Source organism: Allobranchiibius huperziae (assembly GCF_013410455.1).
Lineage (GTDB): Bacteria > Actinomycetota > Actinomycetes > Actinomycetales > Dermatophilaceae > Allobranchiibius > Allobranchiibius huperziae.
The window spans coordinates 367,649-394,146 of record NZ_JACCFW010000001.1 but is presented as its reverse complement, the minus strand read 5'-3'; the positions used below and the strand labels follow the sequence as shown (position 1 = coordinate 394,146).

29 protein-coding genes are annotated in these 26,498 nt (G+C 71.2%); 8 read left to right on the top strand and 21 right to left on the bottom strand.

Features of this window, described 5'->3' with window-relative positions:
* Positions 1–15: 15 nt before the first annotated feature.
* The 5 genes from HNR15_RS01920 to HNR15_RS01900 form a co-directional block, all read right to left on the bottom strand.
* Positions 16–729 carry a hypothetical protein gene (locus tag HNR15_RS01920; RefSeq protein ID WP_179478672.1) on the bottom strand — a complete coding sequence of 238 codons (714 nt, stop codon included), beginning with the start codon at positions 727–729 and terminating at the stop codon, positions 16–18.
* A gap of 72 nt (positions 730–801) precedes the next feature.
* Positions 802–1,821: an alcohol dehydrogenase gene (locus tag HNR15_RS01915; protein ID WP_179478670.1), complete on the bottom strand. Its 1,020-nt coding sequence runs from the start codon at positions 1,819–1,821 to the stop codon at positions 802–804.
* 153 nt (positions 1,822–1,974) lie between these two features.
* Positions 1,975–4,755 carry a type I DNA topoisomerase gene (gene topA / locus HNR15_RS01910; RefSeq protein WP_179478668.1) on the bottom strand — a complete coding sequence of 927 codons (2,781 nt, stop codon included), beginning with the start codon at positions 4,753–4,755 and terminating at the stop codon, positions 1,975–1,977.
* A 118-nt stretch (positions 4,756–4,873) separates the two neighbouring features.
* A complete protein-coding gene (locus HNR15_RS01905) occupies positions 4,874–6,367 on the bottom strand; it encodes a DUF7059 domain-containing protein (RefSeq protein ID WP_179478666.1) in 1,494 nt (497 codons plus the stop codon).
* Positions 6,360–6,701, bottom strand: a complete 342-nt coding sequence (locus HNR15_RS01900) for an STAS domain-containing protein (protein ID WP_179478664.1) — start codon at positions 6,699–6,701, stop codon at positions 6,360–6,362. Before HNR15_RS01900 ends, HNR15_RS01905 begins: the two co-directional genes overlap by 8 nt.
* Before the next feature lie 118 nt (positions 6,702–6,819).
* Here HNR15_RS01900 and HNR15_RS01895 point away from each other — a divergent pair, with 118 nt between their 5' ends.
* The gene (locus HNR15_RS01895) at positions 6,820–9,174 is read left to right on the top strand and encodes a DEAD/DEAH box helicase (protein ID WP_179478662.1); all 2,355 of its coding nucleotides are present in this window, start codon (positions 6,820–6,822) and stop codon (positions 9,172–9,174) included.
* Between the two features lie 73 nt (positions 9,175–9,247).
* On the opposite strand, the gene HNR15_RS01890 is transcribed toward HNR15_RS01895, so the two are convergent.
* The 10 genes from HNR15_RS01890 to HNR15_RS01845 all read right to left on the bottom strand — a co-directional run bounded on the left by HNR15_RS01890 (position 9,248) and on the right by HNR15_RS01845 (position 16,228).
* Complete coding sequence (locus HNR15_RS01890) at positions 9,248–9,979, bottom strand: hypothetical protein (RefSeq protein WP_179478660.1); 732 nt, start codon at positions 9,977–9,979, stop codon at positions 9,248–9,250.
* 13 nt (positions 9,980–9,992) lie between these two features.
* The gene (locus HNR15_RS01885; RefSeq protein WP_343048374.1) at positions 9,993–10,382 is read right to left on the bottom strand and encodes an Rv3654c family TadE-like protein; all 390 of its coding nucleotides are present in this window, start codon (positions 10,380–10,382) and stop codon (positions 9,993–9,995) included.
* Positions 10,379–10,744 (bottom strand): TadE family type IV pilus minor pilin, encoded by a 366-nt coding sequence (locus HNR15_RS01880; RefSeq protein WP_179478658.1) that lies wholly within the window; start codon positions 10,742–10,744, stop codon positions 10,379–10,381. Before HNR15_RS01880 ends, HNR15_RS01885 begins: the two co-directional genes overlap by 4 nt.
* Positions 10,741–10,959, bottom strand: a complete 219-nt coding sequence (locus HNR15_RS01875; RefSeq protein WP_179478656.1) for a DUF4244 domain-containing protein — start codon at positions 10,957–10,959, stop codon at positions 10,741–10,743. The genes HNR15_RS01880 and HNR15_RS01875 overlap by 4 nt, the downstream gene beginning before the upstream one ends.
* A 187-nt stretch (positions 10,960–11,146) precedes the next feature.
* Positions 11,147–11,713 carry a type II secretion system F family protein gene (locus HNR15_RS01870; protein ID WP_179478654.1) on the bottom strand — a complete coding sequence of 189 codons (567 nt, stop codon included), beginning with the start codon at positions 11,711–11,713 and terminating at the stop codon, positions 11,147–11,149.
* Positions 11,710–12,411 carry a type II secretion system F family protein gene (locus HNR15_RS01865; protein WP_179478652.1) on the bottom strand — a complete coding sequence of 234 codons (702 nt, stop codon included), beginning with the start codon at positions 12,409–12,411 and terminating at the stop codon, positions 11,710–11,712. The genes HNR15_RS01870 and HNR15_RS01865 overlap by 4 nt, the downstream gene beginning before the upstream one ends.
* The gene (locus HNR15_RS01860; RefSeq protein ID WP_343048373.1) at positions 12,408–13,541 is read right to left on the bottom strand and encodes a TadA family conjugal transfer-associated ATPase; all 1,134 of its coding nucleotides are present in this window, start codon (positions 13,539–13,541) and stop codon (positions 12,408–12,410) included. The genes HNR15_RS01865 and HNR15_RS01860 overlap by 4 nt, the downstream gene beginning before the upstream one ends.
* Positions 13,538–14,266 carry a CpaE-like family protein gene (locus tag HNR15_RS01855; RefSeq protein WP_179478650.1) on the bottom strand — a complete coding sequence of 243 codons (729 nt, stop codon included), beginning with the start codon at positions 14,264–14,266 and terminating at the stop codon, positions 13,538–13,540. Before HNR15_RS01855 ends, HNR15_RS01860 begins: the two co-directional genes overlap by 4 nt.
* Before the next feature lie 560 nt (positions 14,267–14,826).
* The gene (locus HNR15_RS01850) at positions 14,827–15,660 is read right to left on the bottom strand and encodes a Fic family protein (RefSeq protein WP_179478648.1); all 834 of its coding nucleotides are present in this window, start codon (positions 15,658–15,660) and stop codon (positions 14,827–14,829) included.
* Between the two features lie 94 nt (positions 15,661–15,754).
* A complete protein-coding gene (locus HNR15_RS01845; RefSeq protein ID WP_179478646.1) occupies positions 15,755–16,228 on the bottom strand; it encodes a GNAT family N-acetyltransferase in 474 nt (157 codons plus the stop codon).
* Between the two features lie 97 nt (positions 16,229–16,325).
* On the opposite strand from HNR15_RS01845, the gene nhaA reads away from it, so the two are divergent.
* Together nhaA and HNR15_RS01835 are read left to right on the top strand one after the other, a co-directional pair.
* Positions 16,326–17,606: a Na+/H+ antiporter NhaA gene (gene nhaA, locus HNR15_RS01840; protein ID WP_179478644.1), complete on the top strand. Its 1,281-nt coding sequence runs from the start codon at positions 16,326–16,328 to the stop codon at positions 17,604–17,606.
* Positions 17,607–17,671: 65 nt separating this feature from the next.
* Entirely contained in the window at positions 17,672–18,109 is a 438-nt protein-coding gene (locus HNR15_RS01835) for a phage holin family protein (protein WP_179478642.1), read from the top strand.
* A 32-nt stretch (positions 18,110–18,141) separates the two neighbouring features.
* Here HNR15_RS01835 and HNR15_RS01830 read toward each other — a convergent pair whose 3' ends face one another.
* On the bottom strand, positions 18,142–18,777 hold the full coding sequence (locus HNR15_RS01830) for an NUDIX hydrolase (RefSeq protein WP_343048371.1): 636 nt from the start codon (positions 18,775–18,777) through the stop codon (positions 18,142–18,144).
* Complete coding sequence (nth, locus tag HNR15_RS01825) at positions 18,774–19,433, bottom strand: endonuclease III (protein ID WP_179483531.1); 660 nt, start codon at positions 19,431–19,433, stop codon at positions 18,774–18,776. Before nth ends, HNR15_RS01830 begins: the two co-directional genes overlap by 4 nt.
* Positions 19,434–19,557: 124 nt before the next feature.
* On the opposite strand from nth, the gene HNR15_RS01820 reads away from it, so the two are divergent.
* Entirely contained in the window at positions 19,558–20,235 is a 678-nt protein-coding gene (locus HNR15_RS01820; protein WP_179478640.1) for a Crp/Fnr family transcriptional regulator, read from the top strand.
* 18 nt (positions 20,236–20,253) lie between these two features.
* On the opposite strand, the gene HNR15_RS01815 is transcribed toward HNR15_RS01820, so the two are convergent.
* On the bottom strand, positions 20,254–20,964 hold the full coding sequence (locus HNR15_RS01815; RefSeq protein WP_246305872.1) for an MBL fold metallo-hydrolase: 711 nt from the start codon (positions 20,962–20,964) through the stop codon (positions 20,254–20,256).
* Between the two features lie 162 nt (positions 20,965–21,126).
* Here HNR15_RS01815 and HNR15_RS01810 point away from each other — a divergent pair, with 162 nt between their 5' ends.
* Positions 21,127–21,993, top strand: a complete 867-nt coding sequence (locus HNR15_RS01810; protein WP_218883506.1) for a GH25 family lysozyme — start codon at positions 21,127–21,129, stop codon at positions 21,991–21,993.
* Positions 21,994–21,996: 3 nt separating this feature from the next.
* Here the strand turns inward: HNR15_RS01810 and HNR15_RS01805 are convergent, their stop codons facing one another.
* The 3 genes from HNR15_RS01805 to sp36 are packed head-to-tail and all read right to left on the bottom strand — an operon-like array spanning position 21,997 to position 23,481.
* On the bottom strand, positions 21,997–22,869 hold the full coding sequence (locus HNR15_RS01805; RefSeq protein WP_246305871.1) for an NUDIX hydrolase: 873 nt from the start codon (positions 22,867–22,869) through the stop codon (positions 21,997–21,999).
* Positions 22,862–23,323: a RidA family protein gene (locus tag HNR15_RS01800; RefSeq protein WP_179478634.1), complete on the bottom strand. Its 462-nt coding sequence runs from the start codon at positions 23,321–23,323 to the stop codon at positions 22,862–22,864. The genes HNR15_RS01805 and HNR15_RS01800 overlap by 8 nt, the downstream gene beginning before the upstream one ends.
* The gene (gene sp36, locus HNR15_RS01795; protein WP_179478632.1) at positions 23,323–23,481 is read right to left on the bottom strand and encodes a Sp36 family protein; all 159 of its coding nucleotides are present in this window, start codon (positions 23,479–23,481) and stop codon (positions 23,323–23,325) included. Before sp36 ends, HNR15_RS01800 begins: the two co-directional genes overlap by 1 nt.
* A 120-nt stretch (positions 23,482–23,601) precedes the next feature.
* On the opposite strand from sp36, the gene HNR15_RS01790 reads away from it, so the two are divergent.
* The 3 genes from HNR15_RS01790 to bagB are packed head-to-tail and all read left to right on the top strand — an operon-like array spanning position 23,602 to position 26,494.
* Complete coding sequence (locus HNR15_RS01790) at positions 23,602–24,360, top strand: alpha/beta hydrolase family protein (protein ID WP_179478630.1); 759 nt, start codon at positions 23,602–23,604, stop codon at positions 24,358–24,360.
* A complete protein-coding gene (gene bagA / locus HNR15_RS01785) occupies positions 24,357–25,331 on the top strand; it encodes an ATPase BagA (protein WP_179478628.1) in 975 nt (324 codons plus the stop codon). Before HNR15_RS01790 ends, bagA begins: the two co-directional genes overlap by 4 nt.
* The gene (bagB, locus tag HNR15_RS01780) at positions 25,331–26,494 is read left to right on the top strand and encodes an ArsA family ATPase (RefSeq protein WP_179478626.1); all 1,164 of its coding nucleotides are present in this window, start codon (positions 25,331–25,333) and stop codon (positions 26,492–26,494) included. Before bagA ends, bagB begins: the two co-directional genes overlap by 1 nt.
* The last annotated feature ends 4 nt before the right edge of the window (positions 26,495–26,498 follow it).

Genomic DNA, 26,498 nt, shown 5'->3' with positions numbered 1-26,498 from the left:
GGGCCCGACGGGGCCTCACTTCCAGGTGTAGCGCAGCGTGTAGTTGTCGTAGACCGACGAGGTCACCGTGGCGCCGGTGATCTGGTAGGCGATGCAGGTGTCGCGCGACTGCCCGGCGGGGATGGGGGTGTAGTCAGAGTCGTTGTCGCATCCCGGCACGGAGGAGTAGAGCGTCTTGCCGGTCTGGGACTCGCTGAAGATCGGGTGCAGCTCCAGCTGGTTCATGTCACCGGCCTCCACCTGCTTGGTGCCGCCGGTGACGTTCGCGTAGTTGACGGTCATGTAGTAGAGCGTGCCGTTGGCCTTGGAGACCGTGCCGCCGTACGCCGACTCCGGCGCGACCGTCAGCTTCTTGACGGTCATGCACACCGTCGTGCCGTTGTCGTCCTTGTAGACCGCGGGCTGGCCGTAGCGCAGCGCCGCCGTCTGCGGGCTCAGCTTCGTGCTGCAGCCGGCGGGCAGCGCGGTGCCGGCCGGAGCCGAGGTGCTGTCCGATGACGAGGACGTCGTCGTGGACGGGGTCGCGGGGCTGGACGGAGACGTCGAACTCGTGGAGGGGGTCGACGGCGAGGACGGGCTGGTCGGCGCGGCGGACGAGGACGAGGAGGTCGAGCCGCCGCTGGTGGGCGCGCCCACCGAGGGTGCTCCGCCCGGCCCGCAGGCGGCGATGCCGACGACGGCGGTGGCGCTCAGAGAGGCGACGGCGATCCGGGTGAGGGTGGTACGCATGAGCATTCCCTTCGTAGGTGACGTTGGGAATACGACGGGCGCACCGCCGGAGCGGTTCCACGCCTCACCTGATCAGTTGCCGGTGGTCAGCACCATCCGGTAGCGCGCCTCGCCGCTCATCATCTTCGCGAAGGCATCGTTGACGTCGCTCAGCGGCGCTTCCTCGGTCATCACGCGTACGCCGTGTGCCTGGGCGAACTCCATCGTCTCCTGCACCTCCTGGGCGGTGCCCGACGGATGCCCGTGCACGGTCTTGCTGCCCATGATCAGCTGCGTTGGGCTGACCTGGATGGCCTCGGGCACGGCGCCGATCGCGATCAGCTCGCCGCGGTGGGTCAGCCCGTCGATGGTGGCCGACATGGCGTCGGCGTTCGCGGCGGTCGCAAGCACGACCTTGGCGCCGCCGAGCTTCTGCAGCGCCTCCGCGACGTTCTCGGAGTTGCTCTCGATGTAGTGCTTCGCGCCGAGCTCCAGCGCGGAGTCCTTCTTGTCGGCGCCGCGGGCGATGGCCACGGTCTCGAAGCCGAGCTTCGCCGCGAACTGCACGCCGAGGTGACCGAGACCGCCGATCCCGAGGATCGCCACCAGGTCCCCCGGCTTGGCGATGCTGGAGCGCAGCGCGGAGTACGTCGTCACGCCGGCGCACCCCATCGGCGCGGCCTGCACTGCGCTCATGCCCTCCGGGATGCGCGCGAGCGCGGTTGCCGGGACGATCACCGAGTCGGCGTACCCGCCGGGGTAGGCCCAGCCGGGCACCTGCAGCTCGGCGCAGTTGATGAAGTCGCCCTCGCGGCAGGCCAGGCAGTGTCCGCAGTTGCCGCCGAACCAGCCGACCTCCACCCGGTCGCCGACCTCCCAGCCCTCGACGTCCTCGCCCAGCGCGTCGATCCGGCCCGCGATCTCGTGGCCGGTGACCAGGGGGAACTGCACGTTCGGGAACGCCGCGTGCACGAAGGCGGCGTCGGAATGGCATACGCCGCAGGCCTCGACGGTGATCCGCACCTGTCGGCGGCCCGGCTCCCGCACGTCGTTATCGACGATGCGGAAGTCCCCGCCCTTGGAATCGACCTGCGCTGCACGAACAGTGGCCATGACGGTGTCCTCATCGATCGGTAGGGGGTACCGATCGATGATGTCAGGACGACCCGACTGCGGTCACCCTCGCCGAGTGGCATACCTACGCCTCGAGTGGCGCACCTATGAGCGGTGCACTCGAAACATATCTATGCCACTCGGCGGAGTGGGTCAGCTGCTCTTGGCCGCCGACTTCTTCGCCGTGGTCTTCTTCGCGGTGCTCTTCTTGGCCGTCGACTTCTTCGCGGTCTTCTTCACCGCGCGCTTGCGGGTCGTCGGACCCTTCGCGCGCTTCTCGGCGAGCAGCTCGAAGCCGCGCTCCGGCGTGATCGACTCCGGGTCGTCGTCCTTGCGCAGCGTCGCGTTGCTCTCGCCGTCGGTGACGTACGGGCCGAACCGGCCGTCCTTGACCACCACCGGCTTGCCGGACACCGGGTCCTCACCCAGCTCCTTCAACGGCGGCGTCGCGGCGCGACCCCGGCGCTTGGGCTCGGCGTAGATCGCGACGGCCTCCTCGAGCGTGATGTCGAAGAGCTGCTGCTCGGTGACGAGCGAGCGCGAGTCGGTGCCCTTCTTCAGGTAGGGCCCGTAGCGGCCGTTCTGCGCGGTGATCTCGACCTGTGTGGCCTCGTCGCCCTCGGTGACCGTGCCGACGACCCGCGGGAGGCTGAGCAGCTTCAGCGCGGCGTCCAGCTCGATCGTCGCAAGGTCCATGTCCTTGAAGAGCGACGCGGTCCGCGGCTTGGTCTTGGCGGCCTTCTTCTTGCCCTTGGCGGGCTTCTCGGCCGCCGGCTCCTCCGGCAGCACCTCGGTCACGTACGGCCCGTAACGGCCTGCGCGGGCGATGATGTCGTGCCCGGTCTCCGGGTCCTTGCCGAGCACCCGACCGTCGTCGTCGGCGGTCGCGAGCAGCTCGCGCGCCTTCTCCGGCGACATCTCGTCGGGGGCGACATCGTCGCCGATGGTGGCGCGCCGCGGCTTGGCGTCCGGGTCGGGCGCCTCGCCGGTGACCTCACCGGTCGCAGGGTCGACGCCGACGGGCACGACCTGCTCGACGTACGGGCCGTAGCGGCCGACGCGCACGACCATGCCGTCGCCGAGGTCGATCGTGGAGATCTCGCGAGCGTCGATCTCACCGAGGTGCTCGACCATCTCGCGAAGCCCCTCGACGGTCTGCCCGGTGGCGCCGAAGTAGAACTTGTTGAGCCACTCCACCCGGCCGCGATCGCCGGAGGCGATGAGGTCCAGGCCCTCCTCCATGGAGGCGGTGAAGTCGTAGTCGACCAGGGAGGGGAAGTGCTCCTCCAGCAGACGGGTGACGGCGAACGCCAGCCACGTCGGCACCAGGGCAGTGCCCTTGGTGCGCACGTAGCCGCGGTCCTGGATCGTGCCCACCGTCGCGGCGTACGTCGACGGGCGGCCGATCCCGCGCTCCTCCATCGCCTTGACCAGGCTGGCCTCGGTGTAGCGGGCGGGCGGGCTCGTCTCGTGGCCGTCGGCCTCGGCGCGCTCGACGTCGAGAAGTGCGCCCTCGGTCAGCTGCGGCAGGCGGCGCTCCTGCTCGGAGGCGTCCGTCGCGTCGCCGGCGTCGCGACCCTCCTCATACGCCGCGAGGAACCCGCGGAAGGTGATGACGGTGCCGCTGGCGCTGAACTCGACCTGCTCGGCCACGCCGCTGCTGGCCACCGGCACGCTGAGGCGCACGGTCGCGGTCGAGCCGCGGGCGTCGGTCATCTGCGAGGCGACGGTGCGCTTCCAGATCAGTTCGTAGAGGGAGAAGTCCTCGCCGCGCAGCTCACCGGCGACCTGCGCCGGCGTACGGAAGCGGTCACCGGCTGGCCGGATCGCCTCGTGCGCCTCCTGGGCGCCCTTGGCCTTCTTCTCGTAACGACGCGGGGTGTCGGTGATGTACTCCGCGCCGTACATGTCACTGGCCTGCGCACGCGCAGCCGTCATGGCCGACTCCGACAGCGTCGTGGAGTCGGTACGCATGTAGGTGATGTAGCCGTTCTCGTACAGCCGCTGAGCGACGCGCATCGCGTTCTTGCTCGACAGGCGCAGCTTGCGGCTGGCCTCCTGCTGCAGCGTCGAGGTCGTGAACGGCGCGGACGGCCTGCGGGTGTACGGCTTCTCCTGCACCGAGCTGACCGTGGCGGTGGCCGCGGCGACGGCGTTCGCGATGGAGGTCGCGCGGGACTGGTCCAGGTGCACGACGTTGCTGGCACGCAGCTCGCCGCTGTCGGCGAAGTCGCGACCGGTGGCGACGCGTACGCCGTCCACCGAGCTCAGCCGGGCCGCGAACGACTGACCGGCCTCCTGAGGGGCGAAGTCGCCCTCGACGTCCCAGTACGAGGCGGACCGGAACGCCATCCGCTCGCGCTCGCGCTGCACCACCAAGCGGGTCGCGACGGACTGCACGCGCCCGGCCGACAGGCCCTGGCGGATCTTGCGCCACAGCACGGGGCTGACCTCGTAGCCGTAGAGACGGTCGAGGATGCGGCGGGTCTCCTGCGCGTCGACCAGGTCGGTGTCCAGCTCGCGGGTGTCCTGCGCGGCGCGGACGATCGCTTCCTTGGTGATCTCGTGGAAGACCATCCGGCGCACCGGCACCTTGGGCTTGAGGACCTCCAGCAGGTGCCACGCGATGGCCTCGCCCTCGCGGTCCTCATCGGTCGCGAGCAGCAGCTCGTCGGAGTCCTTCAGCAGGCGCTTGAGCTCGGCGACCTTCTTGCGCTTGTCCGGGTCGACCACGTAGTAGGCGTCGAAACCGTTGTCCACGTCGACGGCGAACTTGCCGTACGGGCCCTTCTTCATGTCCGCGGGCATCTCCGACGGGGTCGGCAGGTCGCGGATGTGGCCGACGCTGGCGTCGACGACGTAGTCGGAGCCGAGATATCCGCCGATCTTCTTGGCCTTGGCGGGGGACTCGACGATGACGAGCTTTCGTGGCACTACTGGACTCTCCTTGCGTAGTCACCCTGGTGCGGTGGATTCGTCACCGCCTCGACCTCGGGCGCTTAGACGGTAACCGGTCAAGGCTGGACGTGGGCTGCAGGGCCCACCGCCGTCCTCAGACGAGCAGGCCGTCGGCCACCAGCTCGTGCAGCCGCGGCAGCAGGGTCGCGCGCAGGTCGACGGCGTCCTGCCCCAGCAGGTCCGCGATGGCGTCGATCGCCGCCCCGGCGGGCAGCTCGCCGTCGCACACCGAGACGAACGCCGCGAGCGCGGTGTCCATCGTGACGGCCCTGCGCAGTCCGCCTCCCTGGCGCAGCAGGATGACGTTCGGATCCCCGGCGCCCGGCAGTCCGTAACGCTCCTCGGTGACGTCCGATGCTGTGCGCCAACGGTTCTCGAGCAGGTAGGCCGTCCCGCCCTCCGCCAGGGCGGTGCGAGCCCGCAGACCGGCGTCGACGACTGCGCCCATCGCGTCGCCGACCGCGCCGTGCGCCTCGGCCAGGTCCACGAACGGCGTCCGCGCGGTCAGCGGACGCTGCAGGGTGATGATCCCGAAACCGATCTGCTCCACGTCGCGAGCGGCGAAGTCGTCGAGCCACGCGTCGTACATCGCGTCGTACGAAGGGTGGCCGAAGGTGTGACCACCGTCACCCGACCACAGCTCGGCGTACTGCGCCGGATCCTGCACGTCGCGCTGCACCACCCACGCGTCCAGGCCGGTGCCGGCCACCCACCCGGTGACGACCTCGCGCCAGTCCTGCCCGCGCGGCACCTCCCAGTTGGCGAGCAGCTGGGCGATCCCGCCGGGCGCCAGCACCTCCGGCAGACCTTCGATCAGGCTGCGGACGAGGGCGTCCCCGGTCATCCCGCCGTCGCGGTACTCGTACTGCGGCATCGCCGCGGCGCGCGGGGTGATCACGAACGGCGGGTTGCTGACCACCAGGTCGAACGTCTCGCCCCGCACCGGCTCCAGCATCGAACCGTGCCGCAGGTCGAGGTCCACGCCGTTCAGGGCCGCGTTGAACCGCGCGTAGGCAAGGGCTCGCTCGGAGGTGTCCGTGGCGACGACCTCATCGGCGTGGGTCAGCAGATGCAGCGACTGCACGCCGCATCCGGTGCCCACGTCGAGAGCGCGGCCAACAGCGCGACGCGGCGTCCAGAACGCCAACGTGGTGGAGGCACCGCCGATGCCGAGCACGTGGTCGGGCGGCAGGATCGTGCCGGTCACGACCTGGGAGAGGTCGGAGGCGACCCACCAGCTGTGGCCCTCGTCGCCGTACGGGCGCAGATCGCACGTGGAGCGCAGCATCCCGTCCTGCTGCTCGGCGACCAGGCCGAGCGTCCTCAGGCCGCCGACACCGCAGGTGGGCAATGCGTCCTGCACCTCGGCCGGCGCGATCGGTCGGCCCAGACAGAAGAGGCGCACCAGCGTGGCCAGGACTCCCCCGCCCCCGGTGGCCCGGACCGCCGCCGTCGGTTGGTCGCGGTGCAGGGCGAGGGTCGCAACCGCACCGAGAAGCTCGCCGATCGCATCGGTCGTGAAGTCGGCCGCGGCCAGGTCGGCGCGCAGAGCGCTGACCGGCCCCGCGGAGACCGACGGCTCAGCCAAGGGTCGTCAGGGCCTCGTCGCGGCTGCTGAAGATCTGGAAGACCTTGTTCAGACCGGTGATCGCGAAATTGCGCAGCACGCGCTCGTTGTCGATGACCAGCACCAGGTCGCCTCCGGCGAGCCGGATGGAGCGCAGGCGGCCGACCAGCACGCCGAGGCCGGTGGAGTCCAGAAACGGCACGCCCCGCAGATCCAGGACCACACGGGCGTTGCGGGCCGCCATCAGACGGGCGAGTTCCGCGCGCAAAACCGGCGAGGTGGTCGCGTCCAGGTCACCCTGGACATTGAGAACCAATGGATCGGTTTCGGGCGAGCCGAGCACCGAGACCTGCATGAAACCGCCTTTCCGCGGACATCGTCGTGATACCCGGGACAGGGATGTCGTCCGGTGATGCGACAGTGATGATGATGGTCACAATCAGACCAGGTCGGTAGACCGGCCACATTGTGTCATGGCCCTCATCAGCCACTCGGACACCACACGGAGGGACGGAGCGATCATCACGTCCAGCGCCTGCCGACCCGACGTCGCATCGGCACTCGACGCTCTGACCGGTGCCGGCACGGGCCGGCTGCTGCACGTGCGCACCGACCCGGCCCGGCCGGCATCCTCCGCGCCGTGGCCGACCTGGGTGCACGCCCCTGTCCGCGCCGCCATCGAGGGCACGGGGGTGCGCGAGCTGTGGACCCACCAGCGGCATGTCGCCGACCTTGCCCACGAGGGCGTGGACGTCGGGATCTGCACCGGCACGGCGTCCGGGAAGAGCCTGGCCTATCTGCTTCCGGTGCTGTCCGCCCTCTCCGAGGGCGTGTCGGCGCCGACCGGACGCGGCGCGACCGCCATCTATCTGGCGCCGACCAAGGCGCTCGGCGCCGACCAGGAGGCCCGGATCGCCTCGTACGCCATCCCCGGCATCCGCGCGGCGACCCTCGATGGCGACACCCCCACCGACGAACGCCGCTGGATCCGCGAGCACGCCCACCTCGTGCTCACCAACCCCGACCTGCTGCACCACACCCTGCTGCCGCAGCACGAGCGGTGGGCCTCCTTCCTACGACGGTTGCGGTACGTCGTCGTCGACGAGTCGCACGTGTACAAAGGCGTCTTCGGCGCGCATGTCGCGCTGATCCTGCGCCGGTTGCAGCGGATCGCGGTGAGGTACTCCACCTCCCCCACGTTCGTGCTGGCATCCGCGACCTCGGCCGCGCCGTCCGAGCAGCTGGGGCGCCTCGTGGGCCGGCCGGTGCAGGTGGTCGACGAGGACGGGTCGCCGCACGGCGCCACGACGTACGCGCTGTGGGAGCCGGGCAGCGCGCCCTCGGATCCCACGGGCGAGAGCCGCCGCAGTGCGGTCGCGGAGTCGGCGGACCTGATGACCGCTCTCGTACGCCGGGGGGTACAGACCCTGACCTTCGCCCGGTCCCGAGTCGGCGTCGAGGTGGTGGCAGAGATGACGCGAGCGGCGCTGGGATCGGACGGGTCCACCGTGGCGGCGTACCGCGGGGGGTACCTGCCGGAGGAGAGACGCGAGCTGGAGGCGGCGCTGCGCAGCGGCGCGTTGCGGGGTCTCGCGGCGACCAACGCCCTCGAGCTCGGCATCGACATCAGCGGACTGGACGCCGTCGTGATGGCCGGCTGGCCCGGGACGGTCGCGTCGTTCCGCCAGCAGGCCGGCCGCGCCGGGCGCGGCGCAGCGTCGTCGCTGGTCGTGATGGTCGCGGCCGACGACCCGCTGGACACGTTCGTCACCCACCATCCCGAGGCGATCTTCGACCGACCGGTCGAACAGGCGGTCTGCGACCCGGCCAACCCCTATGTCCTCGCGCCGCACCTGGCGGCGGCGGCGGCCGAGCTGCCGGTGACCGTGGCGGACAGCGCCTACTTCGGCGACGACATGGTGGGTCTGCTGGCCGCGCTCGTGGCGCGCGGTGTGCTGCGACGCCGCCCTCGCGGGTGGTTCTGGGCACGCGAGGACCGCCCCGCCGACCACTTCTCGCTGCGCGGCTCCGGCGAGGACGTCGTGCGCATCGTCGAGACGCGCACCGCGCGGGTGCTCGGCACGGTCGACGGTGCCCGGTCGCACACCACGGTGCACACCGGTGCCGTCTACACCCACCAGGGAGCACCGTTCGTGGTGACCGCGCTCGACCTGGACGACGGCAGCGCGCACGTCGTGCCGGGCGATCCCGGGTGGTCGACGATGGCGCGGTCGGTCAGCTCGTTCGACATCGTCAGCTCGCACCGGCACGAGGTGTGGGGCGACTGCGAGCTGCACTTCGGCACGATCCGGGTGCGCAGTCAGGTGACCTCCTTCCTGCGCCGGCTGCCGTCCGGCGAGGTGCTGGGCGAGCACCCCCTCGACCTGCCCGAGCGCGAACTGGTGACCAGAGGCGTGTGGTGGACGATGCCCGAATCCGTCGCCCTCGCAACGGGTCTGAACCCTGCTGACCTGCCCGGTGCGCTGCACGCGGCCGAGCACGCCTCCATCGGGATCCTGCCGCTCGTGGCCCAGTCCGACCGGTGGGACATCGGCGGGGTGTCGACCGCGCTGCACCCGGACACCGGCGTGCCGACGGTGGTGGTCTACGACGGCCACCCGGGCGGCGCCGGTTTCACCGAGCGCGCGTACGCCGCGGCGCGCACCTGGTTGGCGGCCACCCGATCGGCGATCGCGGACTGCAGCTGCGCGCACGGATGTCCGTCATGCGTGCAGTCGCCCAAGTGCGGCAACGGCAACGAGCCCCTGGACAAGCCCGGTGCCGTGCTGCTGCTGGACCGGCTGCTTCAGGATGCCCCGCCCTCATGACCTACTGGGGAACCGCGGTGAAGGCCGGCGACGCACCTGCCCCCCGGGCGTACGGCGGGGGGCAGAGTGCTCGTCAGAATCGAGCCACACCCAGATGCGGCTCCACCGTGTCGGAGAAGTAGTAGTTGAACGCGTTCACCAGATCGTTCTGATCCGCCCAGGTCCGGATGATCTCGTTGCGATCCCCCGCCTCTGCCGCGGTGTGCGCCACCACGGCCGAGCTGACGGCCTCGCTGACGACGAGCCACCGTCTGATGTCATCGATCTTCGCCAGGCGACTCAACTGCACCGTCGCCCCGCCGGCCTTGAGGATCACGCCCACGCGCCGCGCGTCGTCATAGACTTCGCAGTTGTAGGGCAGATCGGCGCCCACCTCCTTGACCTCGAGATGCAGACCGCGAGCAGCGCGCCGGACGGCATCCAACAAGGCGAGCTCGGCCATCCTGACACCACTGATCGCCAGTTGGATCGGACCGGGCACATCCTCGCCCGACTCGCGTACGGAATGCGCGAGAGCCAGCCGCTGGTCGTGGTCCATACTCGCCACCGCCCGGTACAGCGCACCCATCTCGACCGACTTGTCGCCCCACGTCACACGGGTGGGCAGCTTCCCGACCGTCCCGATGATCAGGGCGCCCGCCCCGACCACCACGAATCCCAGAGTGCTGACACCGTCCTGCCCCGCCCAGAGGTTGCTCACCGCACCAAGGGCGAACGAGACGCCGCCCAGCGATCCGATGGCCCAGCGCTGCCTCACCGGCAGGTTCACGGGCAACAAGCGGGTTTCGTCTTCTTGCCGCGGCATGAGCCAACGGTAGTCACAGCCAGGGCACGGCGGCAGTGCTGCGAGGGATCCCGGCGGAGTAGCCGGCGCGCGACCGTGCAGTCGCCGCTCCCAGGCCCAGCCGGGCGGTTGCGCCCGTCACCACGGTGACATCGACCGTCACGCTGTCACCGGTCGGGGTACACGTCCGCAGCGTGGCTCCGCCGGCCGACGCCACCCGCGCGGCAGCCGCGCACGGGTCCACCCCGCCTTTCAGCAGGGCTGATTCGCCGGCAAGTGCGGCCATGTCCGCTGCCGTCCGCGCCCGCATGCTGGCCTGCACCGCTGACACCAGCGCGAGTCCGCCGCCCAGCACGCACAGCACAACCGCGATGACTCCCACCATGAGCACCGTGCCGGACCCACGATCACGCGCCCACCTCACGGCGGTGCCGCCTCCTGCTGCGCCACCCCGGTCGCGTGCAGAGAGCCGCTGCCCGCGACCCACCCGAACGGACCCCGCACCGGGGTGGTGACCGTCACCCGCACCAGGTCGCCGTCCAACTGCACGGCGACAGACGACCCGGGAGGTGCCGCGCGTATGCCGTCCCGCCGTACGGCGTCGACAGGATCACCGCGGGCGGCGGCTCGGGCAGCCACCCGGGCGGCGTCGGTGCAGCGGATCTGGTCGACGCCGACCATGAGCGCACCGAGCGCCACCAGCATCACGAAGACCACCGCCGGCAGGGCGACCGCGAGCTCGGCGGAGACCATGCCGGCATCCGCCCGCCGAGCTCGCGGGGTCACGACGCCACGCTCAGCGCATGCTGGATGATCGAGGTCAGGGTCGTCTTCACCGCTCCCGACTTCACCACCCCGATCAGCACCACCGCGAACGCGACGGCTGCCAGGGTGCCCACCGCGTATTCGGCCGTCGACATCCCAGCTTGTCGTCCGGCGGAGGTCACCGCGGACCAGCGCCTGGCCCACCACCGGCGCATCCGCACCATGAGTCGTGTCATCTGTTGCTGCCTCTCTCTATGGCGTGCCGGCCCTCGCCGGCGTCGCCTCTCTGCCCATCCACCGATCGGGGGATGACGTGGTGCGCTGGGCGTGGGGTGCCGCGCCCAGGTGCGCGGTTTGCGTCGGCGGCCAGGACTGCAGCACTGGCCAACGGCGCAAACCGCGCACGTGGTGGTCCGGGGCCGCTCACGACGTGCCGGCCAGGACGCTGCGGGCGATCGTCATCACCACGGGCACCACCGTCAGCAGCGCGAACGCCGGCAGGAAGCACAGCCCGAGCGGCACCACGATCAGCACGGAGACCCGACCGATCGCCTCGTCGAGCCGTTGGCGTTCGACGCGACGGATGTCGTCGGCCGCGCGCCGCAGCAGGGCGCCCGGCGGCACTCCGGCGGTCACCGCGAGCGCCAGCGATGCCGCAGCCGGCTTCCACACCGCGGGCAGCCCGTCCCAGGCGCGCACCTCGTCCACACCCCACCGCATCGCCGCCGCCACCTGCCGCAGATGCCGCGAGACCTTCTCGCCGGCGTCCTCTGCAACGGCTTCGACGGCCGTCACCAGAGGCACCCCGCTGCGGAGCGCGAGAGCCAGCAGATCCAGCGAGGCGGCGACTGCACGCACGTCCTCGGCCACCACCGGCGGCGGGACGGACGATGCGGGTCGGGACGCCGGCAGCGCCCGTGGCCACACCAGCGGGGTCACCGCCACGAGCAGGACCGCGCACCACCACGCCCCCGGCGCGGACGGGTTCATCGCAGGGGCCCCGGCGCACACGATCGCGCGATCATCGCTCGGATCATCCGGCGGCCCGCCCACAGCAGCAGCACTCCGAGCAACAGGGCGACCAGGCCCGGCGTGCCGGCGTAGAGACGCACCGGGTTCACCCCGATGAACGCCGAGATGGCGATGCCCGCGATCGGCAGCAGCGTGAGCAACTGCATGGTGGCGCGCGGACCGGCGGTGGCCGCGGCGACCCTGCGACGGTGGTCCTCCTGTTCGCGCATCGAGGTGACGGCCGTGCTCAAGGCCTCGCTCAGCCCGCAGCCGATCCGGTCGGACAGGGACCACGCACGGGCCACGGCTTCGAGACCGGCGCCCGGATGCCGCGCGGCCAGATCCGCCCACGCCTGAGCGAGGGGCGCTCCGCTCCGAGCGAGGGACGACAGGCCCGCGAGTTCTGCTGCCAGCTCGGGGATCTCGACGGTGCGGGCGGCGACCGACGCGGCCGTGGCGACCGCGACGGGCGGTGGGACCCCGGCCTCGACCGCAGGAGCGATGCCCTCGACCAGGGTGGTCAAGACGGCCCGGACCGGATCCTGCGCCCTGCCGCGCCGCGACCGCCCGATCGCGACCCGGCGGAACCACGAGGTCCTGGCCGGCAGGTCCGGTCGAGGATGGCGCAGCGGCCAGCACAGCACCGCGATGCACAGGCAGACCAGCGCGGTGATCACGGTGCGTCGCCCAGCATGCGGTCGAGCACCGGCCAGGCGGCCTCACGGTGCATGGTGCCGTCCCGGCGGGCCAGGGCAGGCCGCACGCACAACGCGTCGCCGTCCCAGCCGATGACCGCGATCTCGCTCACCACCCGATCGGCCGCTTCACGACGCAGGTGGACCACGACCTTGACCGCACTCACGAGCTGGCTGCGGACGGCGTGCTGGGACATCCCGGCGAGGGCGCCGAGTGCCTCGAACCGGGCGAGGACGTCGGCGGCGGTGTTGGCGTGCACCGTGCCGCATCCGCCGTCGTGGCCGGTGTTGAGGGCACTCAGGAGTTCGCGCACCTCCGCGCCGCGCACCTCGCCGACGACCAGCCGATCGGGACGCATCCGCAGCGACTGGCGCACCAGCACCTCCAGCGGGACGGCGCCGGCGCCCTCGACGTTCGGGGTGCGTCCCTGCAGCGCCACGACGTGCGGGTGCTCGATCCGCAGCTCACGGACGTCCTCGACCACGACGATCCGCTCGCCCGCGGGCACCCGCGACAGCAGCGCCCCGAGCAGGGTGGTCTTGCCGGAACCGGTGCCGCCGGTCACCACGAACGCGATCCGGGCGCGCACCAGTCGGTCGAGCACCTGCGCCCCGACCGCGCAGATCGTGGAGTTCGCCTGCAACTCCTGCAGCGTCGGGGTATGTCGCCGCGGCACCCGGAGGCTGATGTGGGCAGCGTCGGGCACCAGGGGCGGCAGCACCGCGTGCAGGCGCACTCCACCGGTCAGCAGTCCGTCGACGTACGGGCTCGTCTCGTCCAGCCGTCGACCGGCGTTCGTCGCCAGCCGGACCGCGAGCCGGCGCACCGCGGCCGCATCACCCACGTCGCAGGTCGTGGGTTCGAGGCCTTCGCCCCGGTCGATCCACACCCCGTCGGTCCCGTTGACCAGCACATCGGTGACGCCGGGCAGGGCAAGGAGCTCCTCGAGCGGTCCAGCGCCGAAGACCTCCGCGCTGAGCCGGGACTGCAGCTGCTGCACCCGACCGGCGCCCAGGGTGACCCGGTCGAGTGACGCCAGCTCGCCCACGGACTCCGGCGTCGGAGCGGAGCCCTCGCGGATCCGGCCCCACATCGCCTCCCCGATGCTCACGCCGCCGCCTCGGACCGCTGCGCAATCAGCCGCTCCAGCAGCTCGTCGCACACCTTGGCCAGGTCGCCCTGCGCCCCCGGCCGCTCGCCGCGGGCCAGGTCGCTGCGCACGCGCCGCTCGGAGGTCACCTGGGCCACCACCTGCACCTCGACCGCATCGGACAGCTCCTCTGCCAGCCGATCCGAGGCGTCCCGCAGCACGACGACCGGGTCCCGCCCCGCGGACCGCAGCCGCGCCACCGCGACGCCGGCTGCTGCGGTGCCGCGTACCGAACCGTGCGCCACCACCACCGGTACCGCGTCGGCCGGCAGGTCCTGCGGGTCGATGTCCCGTGGCGCGTCGATTAAGAGCAGGTCGCAGCATGCCGCCAGCGCGGTCACCGCCTCGGCCACCACCTGAGCCGGCGCTGCTGTGCCCTCCCGGCCGTAGGACAGAACGGCGGGGCCCGCAGCGGGGAGAGCGTCGTAGAGCGCAGCACCGTCCAGCGCGCCCACGGAACCGGCGACCTGGGCCCACCGCACCCCGTCGGCGCGTTCGATGCCGAAGACGACGTCGAGCCCTCCGGCGTACGCGTCGAGATCGAGCGCGACCACTCGCAGCCCGCGGCGATCGGCCGCACCGGCCAGTCCCGTGACCAGCACGGACGCCCCGGCGCCGCCTCCGCACCCGATCACCACCACGGCGTCCGCCGTGCCGGCCCCGCGCCGGTCGCCCTTTGTTCGCATGTCCCACATGGAAGCGGTGCGGGAACCGGGCGGCCCACCGGTGCGTCAGCGCCTGTGGATGCCGAGGCTGCTTCTCGGGGGGATGTGGATGAGGGGCCCTGAGAATCGGCCTCGGCTCCTCAGATGTAGAGACGTAGAAAGACCCCCGCCAGGGGGGTGGCGGGGGCCTTTCTGGTGGATCGCCCTGGGGGAGGGCAACCGACCCAGGCGCTGCAACCCGAAGGGAGCGCCGTTCTTCAAGTGTGGAGGGTCGCGGCTTTCCGGGCAAGCGTCTCGCGTGATATCCGTGCGACGGCCCGAGGAGGGGACAACGAAGACGCCCCCACAAGAGTCGGTGGAGGCGTCCTCGCCAACGCGCGTGACCTGGTTACCAAGCGTGCACTCGGCGTTGTGTCGGCCCGGCCGTCAGAGGGTCCGGTAAAACCGATCGCGTTCATCAGTGAACTGCCTGCGCGTGGGTACCTGTCGTTCGCGTGGTCTGGAGTTGTGACCACAGGTCTACTCCTCCCCCGCCCGTCACACAAGGCCTCGCGGACGGCCCCGAACAGGAGGACAATCCGTTAGTTGAGCCGCCCAGCGAGCACCGCGTCGCAGATCCGGCCGCCCTCCTGGGCGCCGGCCGCGACGGCCTCGGCGCAGTGGATCAGCCAGAGCCGCACCCCGTCCGTGCTCCCCGTCGCGTACGCCGACAGCGCACCGAGGTAGTCCACAGCTCCCTGCCTGCCGTGACCCCACTCCGGCACGGCCACACCTGTCGGGTCCACACCACCATCGATGAGGATTGCGCGTTCAAAAGCCCTTGCCACTACAGCGTTTCCGCGTACGAATGGGCGGGCGGTCGCGATCTCCGCGTGCGCGACGGCGGCGAGCACCAGGACGGGCGCACCCTGCGGGTCGGCCACGAGCGACGCCACCGCGCGCATCCGCTCGGCGGCGTGGCCGGCCTCGGGCGCCGGGCCCAACTCGACCAGTTCGCGGCTGTCCTGCCCTGCGACTCGTGGCCGCCCGACGTCGTCGGGATCGGCGACGCCGGCGGACGCGGCCACGTGCAGCCGGGCGAGCGCCCCGGCGGGCGACGACCGCACCTGGGAGCCCATCCGCTCGGTCTCCGCGGTCGCGAGCACGGCGGACCGCAGCCCCTGCTCCAGCGGACCGATCGGATCCGGCCACGCCACGGCCCCGCGCATCAGGTCGCGCACCAGGTCGACGGCGAACTCCGCGCCGTCCAGCGCCGCGCTCGCCCGCGCGCCACGCACCCGCGACTCGGTGGCCGCCTCCGGGATCCGGCGGCGCAGGGCAGGGTGCCAGCGCAGCGCCGTACAGGTCTCCCGCGCGTCCTCGACGGCCGCGGACACCCCGGGCAGAGCGATGAGGGTGTCAAGAGGTCCGGCCACGTCGCACCAACCTAGGACAGGGCCCGCGGCGGACGTCGCCCGCCTGCGATGGGAGTCGTCGCGCGCCGTATGGAGCGCGCCACGACTCCAATGACTAGATGACTCCCTGCCACCGCATCGTGAACTCCAGCTCGTCCTCCGGGTTCTCACCGGCCAGGACGAACCCGTGCCGCTCGTAGAGCCCGATGGCGGGCGCGTTGTGTTTGCGCACCTGCAACGCGATGCGCGCGCCGGGGTGACGGTCGGTCACCCAGCGCAGCGCGTACTCGATCAGGGCGCCGCCCACCGCCCGTCCACGCGCGAACGGCGCGACCCACATCGAGATCAACTCGACCTGCCCGCTCCCGTCCGGTGCGGTCGCGCTGACCACCCCCGCCGGCAGGTCGTCCAGGCGGGTGAACGCGTGGAGCGGCACGTCCACCAACCGTGCCCGCCAGCGCGCCTCGTCGGCGTCCTCCCAGTCCGCGGACGTCGACCCGAACGCCTCCGGCGCGTCCCGCAACGCCTCCAACCGGATCTCCCGCCAGACCCGCCACTCGTCCGGTCCCAGCTCCTGGATCGAGATCACACGGGCGAGCATCCCATCGATATCCTGTCCTTCAGGTGAGCCGGGAAGTCTGGTCGGCATCTCGTCGACCGACCCCACACCGCGAAGGCGGCAGCCAGTGTCCCTCCCGAATCCGCAACGCCCGCGGCTGTTCACCCGCGGCGAATGGCCCGAGGCCCGTCGCGTGGCCGAGCTCCTCCGTCACGAGACCATCGGCGGCGCTCTGCTGCTGGTGGCCGCTGTCATCGCCGTCGCCTGGGCCAACACACCGTGGCGGCAGGCGTATTCGCACCTGCAGCACCTGCACGTCGGGCCATCCGCGATCGGTCTTCACCTCAGCCTCGGTCACTGGGCCTCCGACGGGCTGCTCGCCGTCTTCTTCTTCGTGGTCGGCCTGGAGCTCAAGCACGAGTTCCTGCGCGGCGAGCTGCGCGACCGGCGCAAGGCCGTCGTACCCGTCGTCGCCGCTGCCACCGGGGTGGCGGTGCCCGCGATCTTCTACGCCGTCGTCCAGGGGTTCGGGGTCGGGGCGCTGCGGGGCTGGGCGATCCCCACGGCCACCGACATCGCGTTCGCCCTGGCCGTCCTGGCGGTCATCGGCACCCACCTGCCGTCCGCGCTGCGCTCCTTCCTGCTGACGCTCGCGGTGGTCGATGACCTGATAGCCATCACGATCATCGCCTTCTTCTACACCGGCTCGATCAACGTGTGGTCGCTGCTAGCGGCGGTCGTCCCGCTGGCGGCGTTCGGGCTGCTGATGCGCCGCGGTGTCCACAGCCCGTGGGTGCTCATCCCGCTCGCGCTGCTGACCTGGGTGCTCGTGCTCAACTCGGGGATCCACGCGACCATTGCCGGGGTGTTGCTGGGTCTGTCGGTGCCCGTGCAGGACGACCGCGCGCACCGTCTCGAACATCGGATGCGGCCGCTGTCCGCCGGTGTCTGCGTGCCGGTCTTCGCGTTCTTCTCCGCGGGCGTCGCCGTCACGGGATTCGGCGATGCCGTACGCGACCCGGTGACCCTCGGGATCGTGGCCGGCCTCGTGCTGGGCAAGGCGGTCGGCGTCCTCGGCGGCACGTACGCCGTGGCGCGCTTCACCCGCGCCCGCCTGGACGACGACCTGGCCTGGTGGGACGTGGTCGGGCTCAGCCTGCTGGCGGGCATCGGATTCACCGTGTCGCTGCTCATCGGAGAGCTCGCGTTCGGCGACGGCAGCGTGCGCGACCAGCACGTGAAGATCGGGGTGCTGCTGGGCTCGCTGGTGTCGGCGCTGCTGGCCGCAGTCGTCCTGCGGGCTCGCAGCAGGACCTACCGGGCGCTGCACGAACGGGAGATCCGCGACGACGACGGGGACGGGGTGCCGGACTGCTATCTCACCCGCGCCGAAGAGACTCGGCGGTAGCGTGTCGCTAGTCTCTTCCCAGACGTCATGGGTGAGAACCCGTTCCGCACCGAAGGAGACACTCGATGGCTCAGAGCACCAAGGACGCCGGGGCAACCCGTCTGAACGGCCGCGCAGCCGGCACCGAGCGCACCCTCGGTCAGCTGGTGGCCGATGCCCAGACCGACGTCAAGGACATCGTCAAGGGTGAGATCGCCCTGGCGAAGCTGGAGATCAAGGCGGACGTCGCCAAGGGCGGCAAGGGCGCAGGTCTGCTCGCCGGCGCCGGCCTGTTCGGTCTCTACGCCCTCGGATTCCTGCTCACCGCGGCCGCATGGGCGCTGGCCCTCGTCGTGCCGACCTGGGCGGGATTCCTGATCATCGGCGGCGTGCTCCTGCTGATCACCATCGTGCTGGCGCTGCTCGGCATCAGCGCCCTGAAGAAGATCAAGGGCAAGCCCGAGCGCACCATCGACACCAGCCAGAAGGCCATCGCCGCCGTCAAGCCCCCCAAGGCGTCGTAGGGCACACCCCCCACTTGTCGCCCGCCGCCACTTCAGCGGCGGCGGTACCTCTCGGGTACGACGCGTTCGTCGCTCTCGTCCCACGGCAGCGTGTGGCCGGTGAGGGTGAGCAGCGCGTCCAGCACGATCGCGGTGAACCCCCAGATGTAGAGCCCGTCCACCTCGAACGCCGGGGCCGCGAACCTGCGTGCCGGCGCGATCGCGGTGAACCTGTTCGCCGGGTCCATCAGATCGGCGATCGGCACCCGCTCCACCCTCGCGACCTCCGCCTCCGCCGCATGCACCGGCGACGGCGACTCCCACCAGGCCACCACCGGTGTCACGTGAAAACCGGTGACGCTCAACGGCAGTGACGGCAGCGTGCCGAGCACCCGCACCCCCGCGCGATCCAGTCCGATCTCCTCGTGCGCTTCGCGCAGCGCCGTCTCCTGCGGCGAGGCATCCTGCGGATCCACGCCGCCTCCGGGGAAGGACACCTGACCGGCGTGCTGGCGCAACGTGTCGGCCCGCTGGGTCAGCACGATGTCCTCACCGCCGCCGTCGCGCGGACCGAACAGCATCAGCACCGCGGACCGGCGGCCCTCGCCGACGGGGAACGTCGGCATCCGGCCGGCGGCCTGCTCCTCGATGCCCGTCAACCAGGACGGCACCGGATGGATGTCGGTCACGCAGGCGCCATCTCGTACTTCAGCAGTTTGCGCGCCTTCTCCGGATCGGTCTCGCCGTCGCCGTACGACGGGCACCACCGGGCGATCGGGCACACCCCGCAGGCAGGCTTCTTGGCGTGACACATCCGGCGCCCGTGGAAGATCAGGACGTTGCTGAGCATGGTCCAGTCCTTGCGGGGGAACAGCGCGCCGATCTCCTGCTCGACCTTGACCGGGTCGTCCAGCACGGTCCAGCCGAAGCGTCGTACGAGCCGCCCGAAGTGGGTGTCGACGGTGAGACCCGGGATGCCGAAAGCGTTGCCCAGCACCACGTTCGCGGTCTTTCGGCCGACGCCGGGCAGTGTCACCAGGTCCTTCAGGCGGGGCGGCACCTCGCCGTCGTACCGCTCGACCAGCGCCTGGCCCAGGGTCATCACGGCGTTGGTCTTGGCCCGGAAGAAACCGGTCGGTTTGAGGAGTTGTTCGAGCTGCTCGCGGTCCGCCCCGGCGTACGCCGCGGCGTCCGGATAGCGCGCGAAGAGGGTCGGCGTGACCTTGTTGACTCCGACATCGGTGGTCTGTGCGGACAGGATCGTCGCGACCAGCAACTCCAGCGGGGTGCTGAAGTCCAGCTCGCACCGGGCGTAGGGGTAGGTGTCGTGCAGGACGCGGTACATCTTGCGAGCGCGGCGCGTGCGCGACACGGGGCTCTCGGCGGTGACATCGAGACGTTTCACCCGACCGAGACTAAGGGGGCCCGGACGACGCGCCGACGCGATGGTGACGTGGCACACTAACCCCGTGGAAACCGAGGCCGTACGCAAGGCGCCATTGTTCGCCGCACTCGACGACAGCGCTGCTGAGGCTCTGCTCGAGTCGATGTCGCGCACCAAGGTCGCTCGCGGACGAGAGCTGTTCAAAGAGGGCGACCAGGGCGACACGCTCTATGTCATCACCGCCGGCAAGGTGAAGCTCGGCCGCCGTTCGATGGACGGCCGGGAGAACCTCCTCGCGATCCTCGGCATGGGCGAGATGCTCGGCGAACTCAGCCTTTTCGACCCCGGCGCCCGCACGGCGACCGCAACGGCCGTCGCCGACACCGAGCTGGCCGGCCTCGCCCACGCGGACATGACCGAGTTCCTCAAGGACCGGCCCGAGGTCGCGATGACCATGCTCGGCGCGTTGGCTCGCCGGCTTCGCCGCACCAACGAGGCGCTCGGCGACCTGGTCTTCACCGACGTGCCCGGTCGTGTCGCGAAGGCGCTGCTCGACCTGTCGTCCCGGTTCGGTCAGCCGGCCGAGGACGGGGTGCTCGTCGCGCACGACCTGACCCAGGAGGAGCTCGCCCAGCTGGTCGGCGCCTCCCGCGAGACGGTCAACAAGGCCCTGGCCGACTTCAGCTCCCGCGGCTGGATCAAGCTGGAGGCGCGGGCCGTCACGCTGATCGACGTCGAACGCCTGCAGCACCGCGCGCGCTGACCCCCTGATGCGCCGGCGTCAGCCTCTCGCGGCCAGATAGTCCAGCTGCGCCTGCACGGTCTTGTGCGCCGCGGGCCACACCTCGCGCGGTACGTCCGCGTAGACCTGCTCCACGACGGCCTGCGCGACGTCGTCCGCATCACCCGCTCCGGCCGCCAGCGCTGCCCGCACCTGATCCAGCCGCTGCAGCCGGTGCCGGGCGTACTGCGCGATGACCGCCGCGGCGTCGGCGTGCGTCGGCCCATGGCCGGGACCGAGCGTCATACCCCCGGCGACGCCGGCGAGCCGGTCGAGCGAGGCGAGGTACGCCGCGAGCTCCCCGTCGGGGTGCGCGACCACACTCGTCCCGCGGCCGAGCACCGTGTCGCCGGTCAGCAGCAACTGCTGGTCGGGCACCAGGAACGACACCGAGTCCTTCGTGTGCCCAGGCGTGAGCAGCACCTGGATGCGCAGATCCCCCACCGTGATCCACTCATCGTCGGTGAACGCGCGCCCGTGTCCGGCGCCGCGCACCGGCGACCCGGTCAGCTCCGCCCAGCGGTCCGCGGACTCCGCGTGATCGAAGTGACCGTGGGTGAGCAGGGTGAGCGCCACCCGCGCCCCGGCGGCCCGGACGACCTCGAGGACCGCCTGCAGATGCCCCTCGTCCAGAGGCCCCGGATCGACCACCACGGCCTCGTCGCCACCCGGCGTATGCAGCACCCAGGTGTTGGTTCCGTCCAGCGTCATCGGGCCGGGGTTGGGGCAGAGAATCACTTCTGCCCCGTGCGTAACAGGGCCACTACGCCATATCGTGTCTGCCATTGGTACATCTTGACGGAGAACTGAAGAACTCCTGGGCTACGCCGCACCCGTTGTTCACCTGTGTCGGTGACGCTCGCCTCTCCCCCGATGAACGGACCCCCCACCATGAAGAACGTGCTGCGTGCCCTGTGTGGCACCTCCATCGTGACGCTCGGGATGGCGGCTGCCATGCCGATGGCGCAGGCCCACGCCAAGCCCGCGCTCCCGACCCCCACCGCTGCGGCGCGCGCCGCGGGAATCACCACCGCCGGCGGTGCCTACCCTGGCTGGGAGTCCAAGAGGGCCTCCTCCACCCAGCAGGCCCCGCAGCAGATGGCCCCGATGTACACCAGCGGCAACGCCTACGGGGTGGACGTCTCCGCGTACCAGGGCTCGGTGGCCTGGGGGACGCTGCGGGCCGAGGGCTTCCAGTTCGCCTACGTCAAGGCGACCGAGGGCACGAACTACACCAGTTCGCGGTTCGGGTCGCAGTACTCCGGTTCCTACTCCTCGGGGATGATCCGTGGCGCCTACCACTTCGCGCTGCCCAACCAGTCGAGCGGCAGTTACCAGGCCGACTACTTCATCGCGCACGGCGGCGGCTGGTCCCGGGACGGCCGCACCCTGCCGGGTGCGCTCGACATCGAGTACAACCCGTACGGCTCGTCCTGCTACGGCTACGGCTGGTCCGGGATGACGTCCTGGATCAAGTCGTTCGTGAATCGCTACCACTACCGCACCGGCCGGTACCCCGTCGTCTACACGACCTACGACTGGTGGAGGACCTGCACCGGCAACACCTCGGCGCTCGCCGGGCTGACGCCGTTCTGGATCGCGCAGTACAGCCACGTGCCGACGCAGCTCCCGGCCGGCACGAGGTCCTCCTACATCTGGCAGTACAGCCAGAGCGGCGGCCTGGACAAGAACCGGTTCAACGGCACCATCGCCGGTCTGCGGTCACTCGCCCTGCGCTGAGGCTCAGCGGATCGGCAGTCGCGCCCGCAGCACTACGCGCGCCCCGTCGTACTCGGCCACGGGCATCACGGGTACGACGGGCGGCGTGGAGGCGATGACGACCTCCGGGCCGCTCGCCTGATCGAGGCGTTCGAGGTTGGTGACGGTGGGCGCCAACATCGATGCCTCGCCGGACGCGACGTCGGCGATCAGATCGGCGGGTGTGACCCAGCGCGAGATGTCCGCCTCGCTGGTCTGGTCGTCGGCGCGCTGACCTTCGGGCAGGAGCGCGGCGAAGAAGTAGGTGTCGTAGCGCCGCTTCTCGAACTCCGGCGTCAGCCAATGGTCCTGGAACGACAGCAGATCCGAGCGCAGCACCAGCCCCTCATGGGACAGCAGCTGCGACATGGACAGCCCTTTGGCGAGCAGCGCCGCCCGGTGCCCCTGCCAGGTCGGGCCGGTCACGTCGGCCAGCACCTCGTCGGCAGCGCGCCCGGCGAGTAGGACGCCGCATTCCTCGAAGACCTCGCGAACGGCGGCGCACACCAGCTCGACCGCCTCCTCGCGCGGCACTCCGAGACGCACCGCCCACTCCTGCGGGGTCGGACCCGCCCAGGGGACATCGACATCCGCGTCGCGTGGATCGACCCCGCCGCCGGGAAAGACCCACATCGAGGGCGCGAAGGCCATCGACGCGACCCGGCGCAGCATGAACACCTCCGGGCCGCCGTCGGACCGGCCGTGCCGCAGCACCATCACTGTCGAGGCGCGCCGCGGCGGCACGCCGGCCGGCGATCCGGCGTCCAGCCAGAGACGGGCCAACTCGCCGACCGGCCCACCGGCCACAAAGACCTGCTCGCGGGTGGGGACCACGGAACCGGTCACGCGCTCAGCCACGCACGACGACGGTGATCTCGACCTCGACGGGGGCATCCAGCGGCAGCACGGCCACCCCCACCGCGGAGCGGGCGTGCACACCGTCCTCGCCGAACGCCGCGCCGAGCAGCTCGCTCGCGCCGTTGACCACCGCGGGCTGCCCGGTGAAGGACGGGTCGCTCGCCACGAACCCGACGACCTTGACCACCCGCACGGTGTCGAGGTCGGGCACCAGCGACTTCACCGCGGCGATGGCGTTGAGCGCACAGATGCGCGCCAGATCCGCCGCCTCCTGCGGACTGACCTGCGCGCCCACCTTGCCGGTCGCGGCGAGCGACCCGTCGACCATCGGCAGCTGGCCCGAGGTCTGCACGGTGTCGGCGTACCGCACCGCCGGCGTGTACGCCGCCAGGGGCGCAACGACATCGGGCACGCTGAGTCCCATGGCCGCGAGCCGGTCCTCGACCTGCGACATCAGGCGGTCTTGGGCCGCTTCAGATAGGCGACCAGGTTGCCGCCGTCCGGGCTCTGCAGCACCTGCACGAGCTCCCACCCGTCCTCGCCCCACTGGTCCAGGATCTGCTTGGTCGCGTGCACGATCAGCGGAACGGTCGCGTACTCCCAGGTGGTCACGGGTTCTCCTCGTCGTCGTTCGGGTCTGGTCCGCTCGTGGAGCGGACGGATTCCATCGCAGTCTGGCAGGGCACGACCGGTCGGTGCGAACCCGACAGCCGGCTGCGTAGGCTTCCCAGCATGGCTTCCGTGCTGGACCGCGCCGCGGCGCCTCCCGACGAGACCACCGCGTACGGCGTGGAGCCGGACCAGGTCTACGACGTACGCCGACCGGCGGGGCCGGTCCGCGGGGTGACGGTGATCGTCGTGCACGGAGGGTTCTGGCGACCTGCCACCGACCGTTCCCACACGGGCAGCGAGGCCGAGGCCTTCAGGCAGGACGGCTTCCACGTGGTCGTGCCGGAGTACCGGCGGGCGCCGCGCGGCGGGTGGCCGGACATGCGCGCCGACCTGCTGACGATGTTGGCCGCCGCGAGCGCACGCACCGATCTGCCGGAACCCGTCGTCCTGGTGGGGCATTCAGCCGGCGGGCACCTGGTCTCCTGGCTCGCGGCGCAGCCCGACGCGAGCGCGGTGATCGGCACGGTCGCGCTGGCCGGCTGCGTCGATCTGCACCTGGTGCACGAGCTCGGTCTGGGCGGGGGCGCCGCGGAGGCCCTGATGGGCAGCACGCCGCAGGACGACCCCGCCGCGTGGGAGCAGGCGGATCCGGCCCGGCTCGGCGCGCCCGCGGCCCCGGTGGTCGCGATCCACGGCACGCGCGACGAGCAGGTGCCGCTGGAGATCTCGCAGAGCTACGTGGACGCCGTGCCCGATGCTCGGCTGCGGGTGGTCGACGACGCCGACCACTTCGACGTCATCGACCCGCAGTCCGCGGCGTTCGAGATCGTTCGCGGGACCGTCGCCGACCTGGCCGACACCGGCGGGCGCGACCGGTGACCGCACAGCTGCACATCGTCTCGGGCAAGGGCGGCACCGGTAAGACGACGGTCGCCGCCGCCCTGGCGCTCGCTCTGGCGCACGACGGCCGGCGGGTCCTGCTCGTCGAGGTCGAGGGGCGGGGCGGCATCAGCCAGGTCTTCGACGTCGCACCGCTCGGCGACGAGGAGACCCACGTGGCGCGCGGACTGGAGGGCGGCGAGGTGCGCGGACTCGCCATCGATCCGAAGGCCGCGCTGCTGGAGTACCTGCAGATGTTCTACAAGTTGGGCCGGGCCGGTGGCCTGCTGGAGAAGTTCGGTGCGATCGACTTCGCGACCACCATCGCGCCGGGCATGCGCGATGTCCTGGTCATCGGCAAGGTCTACGAGGTCGTACGCCGCGACGAGCACCACGCGCGGCGCGGTTTCCAGCAGTACGACGCCGTCGTCGTCGATGCTCCCCCGACCGGTCGGATCGGTAAGTTCCTCGCCGTCAACCGGGAGTTGTCGGGGCTGGCGAAGATGGGCCCGATCAAGAAGCAGGCCGACTCGATCATGCAGATGCTGACCTCCGGCCGCAGCCGGGTGCACCTGGTGGCGGTCGCCGAGGAGATGCCGGTGCAGGAGACGATCGACGCCACGGCCGAGCTGCGCGCCGAGGGGTTGCCGATGGGGTCGATCATCGTCAATCAGGAACGCGCGGCGCTGCTCGGCAAACGGTCCCGCGCTCTGCTGCAGGGCGCCGACTTCGACGCGGAGCCGCTGAGCGCCGACCTCGCCGCCGGCGGACTGCGGGTGGGGCCCACGCTCGTCGACGGGCTCGTGGAGTCCGGCCGCCGCCTGGACGAGCGGCTCTCCCTGGAGGAGCGCGAACGCGCGCGGCTCACCTCCCTCGACCTGCCGATCGTGCGGCTTCCTGCGCTGCCGGACGGCATGGATGCAGGCGGACTGCGCCAGCTCGCCGCCGACCTGCACCGACAGGGGGTGTGATGACGACTCCGAAGCTGGACGTCGACGACCTGATCGACGACCCGACGATTCGCACCGTGATCTGCTGCGGGTCCGGAGGCGTGGGCAAGACCACGACCGCGGCCGCCGTGGCGATCCGTGCCGCGGAGGCCGGCCGGTCGGTCGTCGTCCTCACCATCGATCCCGCGCGCCGCCTGGCGCAGGCGCTCGGCCTGGAGCATCTGGACAACGACCCCGCGCCCGTGCACACCATCGACGCCTCGGCCGGTGGGTCGCTCGACGCGATGATGCTGGACATGAAGCGGACCTTCGACGAGGTCGTGATGTCGCACTCCACGCCGGAGAAGGCCGCCGCGATCATGGCCAACCCGTTCTACGAGGCCGTGTCCAGCTCGTTCGCCGGCACCCAGGAGTACATGGCGATGGAGCGGCTGGGTCAGCTGCAGCAGGAGATGGTCGACGGCGACCGGCGGTGGGACCTGATCGTCGTGGACACCCCTCCCTCGCGGTCGGCCATGGACTTCCTGGACGCACCCAAGAAGCTCGGCTCCTTCCTCGACGGGCGGTTCATCCGGTTGATGACCGCACCCGCCAAGGTGGGCGGCCGGGCGTACCTGAAGGTCGTGTCGGTGGGGGTGAGCGGTGTCACCGGGGTGATGTCGAAGATCCTGGGCGCGCAGATGCTGAAGGACGCGCAGACGTTCATCGCGGCGCTGGACACCATGTTCGGCGGTTTCCGGGAGCGTGCCGAGGTGACGTACGCGGCGCTCAGCGATGCGAGCACGGCGTTCCTCGTCGTCGCGTCCCCCGAGCGGGACGCCCTGCGCGAGGCGTCGTTCTTCGTGGATCGCCTCGCGTCGGAGGGGATGCCGCTGGCCGGGCTCGTGGTCAACCGGTTGCAGCCGATCACCATCCCGTCGCTGTCCGCGGCGCGGGCGACGGAGACGGCGCAGGCCATTCGGGAACTACCGGCCCGGGCCGAGGGATGGCGGCCGGCGGACACCGCGGCCCTGCTGCAGGTGCACGCGGAGGCTGCCGACCAGGCGGCGCGACACCGTGCAGCGGTCGCGCGGTTCACTGCCGCTCACGAGGACATTCCCCAGGTCCACGTGCCGACATCCGGCAGCGACGTGAACGACGTCGACCAGCTCCGGGAGATCGGCGCGGCGCTCAGCGGTGGCTAGCCGG

What these genes read in the sequence shown, in the direction of transcription:
- HNR15_RS01920 (WP_179478672.1), bottom strand. Translation starts at nt 729, where the DNA reads ATGCGTACCACCCTCACCCGGATCGCCGTCGCCTCTCTGAGCGCCACC.
- HNR15_RS01915 (WP_179478670.1), bottom strand. Translation starts at nt 1,821, where the DNA reads ATGGCCACTGTTCGTGCAGCGCAGGTCGATTCCAAGGGCGGGGACTTC.
- HNR15_RS01900 (WP_179478664.1), bottom strand. Translation starts at nt 6,701, where the DNA reads ATGCAGGTCTCGGTGCTCGGCTCGCCCGAAACCGATCCATTGGTTCTC.
- HNR15_RS01895 (WP_179478662.1), top strand. Translation starts at nt 6,820, where the DNA reads ATGGCCCTCATCAGCCACTCGGACACCACACGGAGGGACGGAGCGATC.
- HNR15_RS01890 (WP_179478660.1), bottom strand. Translation starts at nt 9,979, where the DNA reads ATGCCGCGGCAAGAAGACGAAACCCGCTTGTTGCCCGTGAACCTGCCG.
- HNR15_RS01875 (WP_179478656.1), bottom strand. Translation starts at nt 10,959, where the DNA reads ATGACACGACTCATGGTGCGGATGCGCCGGTGGTGGGCCAGGCGCTGG.
- HNR15_RS01870 (WP_179478654.1), bottom strand. Translation starts at nt 11,713, where the DNA reads ATGAACCCGTCCGCGCCGGGGGCGTGGTGGTGCGCGGTCCTGCTCGTG.
- HNR15_RS01855 (WP_179478650.1), bottom strand. Translation starts at nt 14,266, where the DNA reads ATGCGAACAAAGGGCGACCGGCGCGGGGCCGGCACGGCGGACGCCGTG.
- HNR15_RS01835 (WP_179478642.1), top strand. Translation starts at nt 17,672, where the DNA reads ATGGCTCAGAGCACCAAGGACGCCGGGGCAACCCGTCTGAACGGCCGC.
- nth (WP_179483531.1), bottom strand. Translation starts at nt 19,433, where the DNA reads ATGTACCGCGTCCTGCACGACACCTACCCCTACGCCCGGTGCGAGCTG.
- HNR15_RS01815 (WP_246305872.1), bottom strand. Translation starts at nt 20,964, where the DNA reads ATGACGCTGGACGGAACCAACACCTGGGTGCTGCATACGCCGGGTGGC.
- HNR15_RS01810 (WP_218883506.1), top strand. Translation starts at nt 21,127, where the DNA reads ATGAACGGACCCCCCACCATGAAGAACGTGCTGCGTGCCCTGTGTGGC.
- HNR15_RS01800 (WP_179478634.1), bottom strand. Translation starts at nt 23,323, where the DNA reads ATGTCGCAGGTCGAGGACCGGCTCGCGGCCATGGGACTCAGCGTGCCC.
- HNR15_RS01790 (WP_179478630.1), top strand. Translation starts at nt 23,602, where the DNA reads ATGGCTTCCGTGCTGGACCGCGCCGCGGCGCCTCCCGACGAGACCACC.
- bagB (WP_179478626.1), top strand. Translation starts at nt 25,331, where the DNA reads ATGACGACTCCGAAGCTGGACGTCGACGACCTGATCGACGACCCGACG.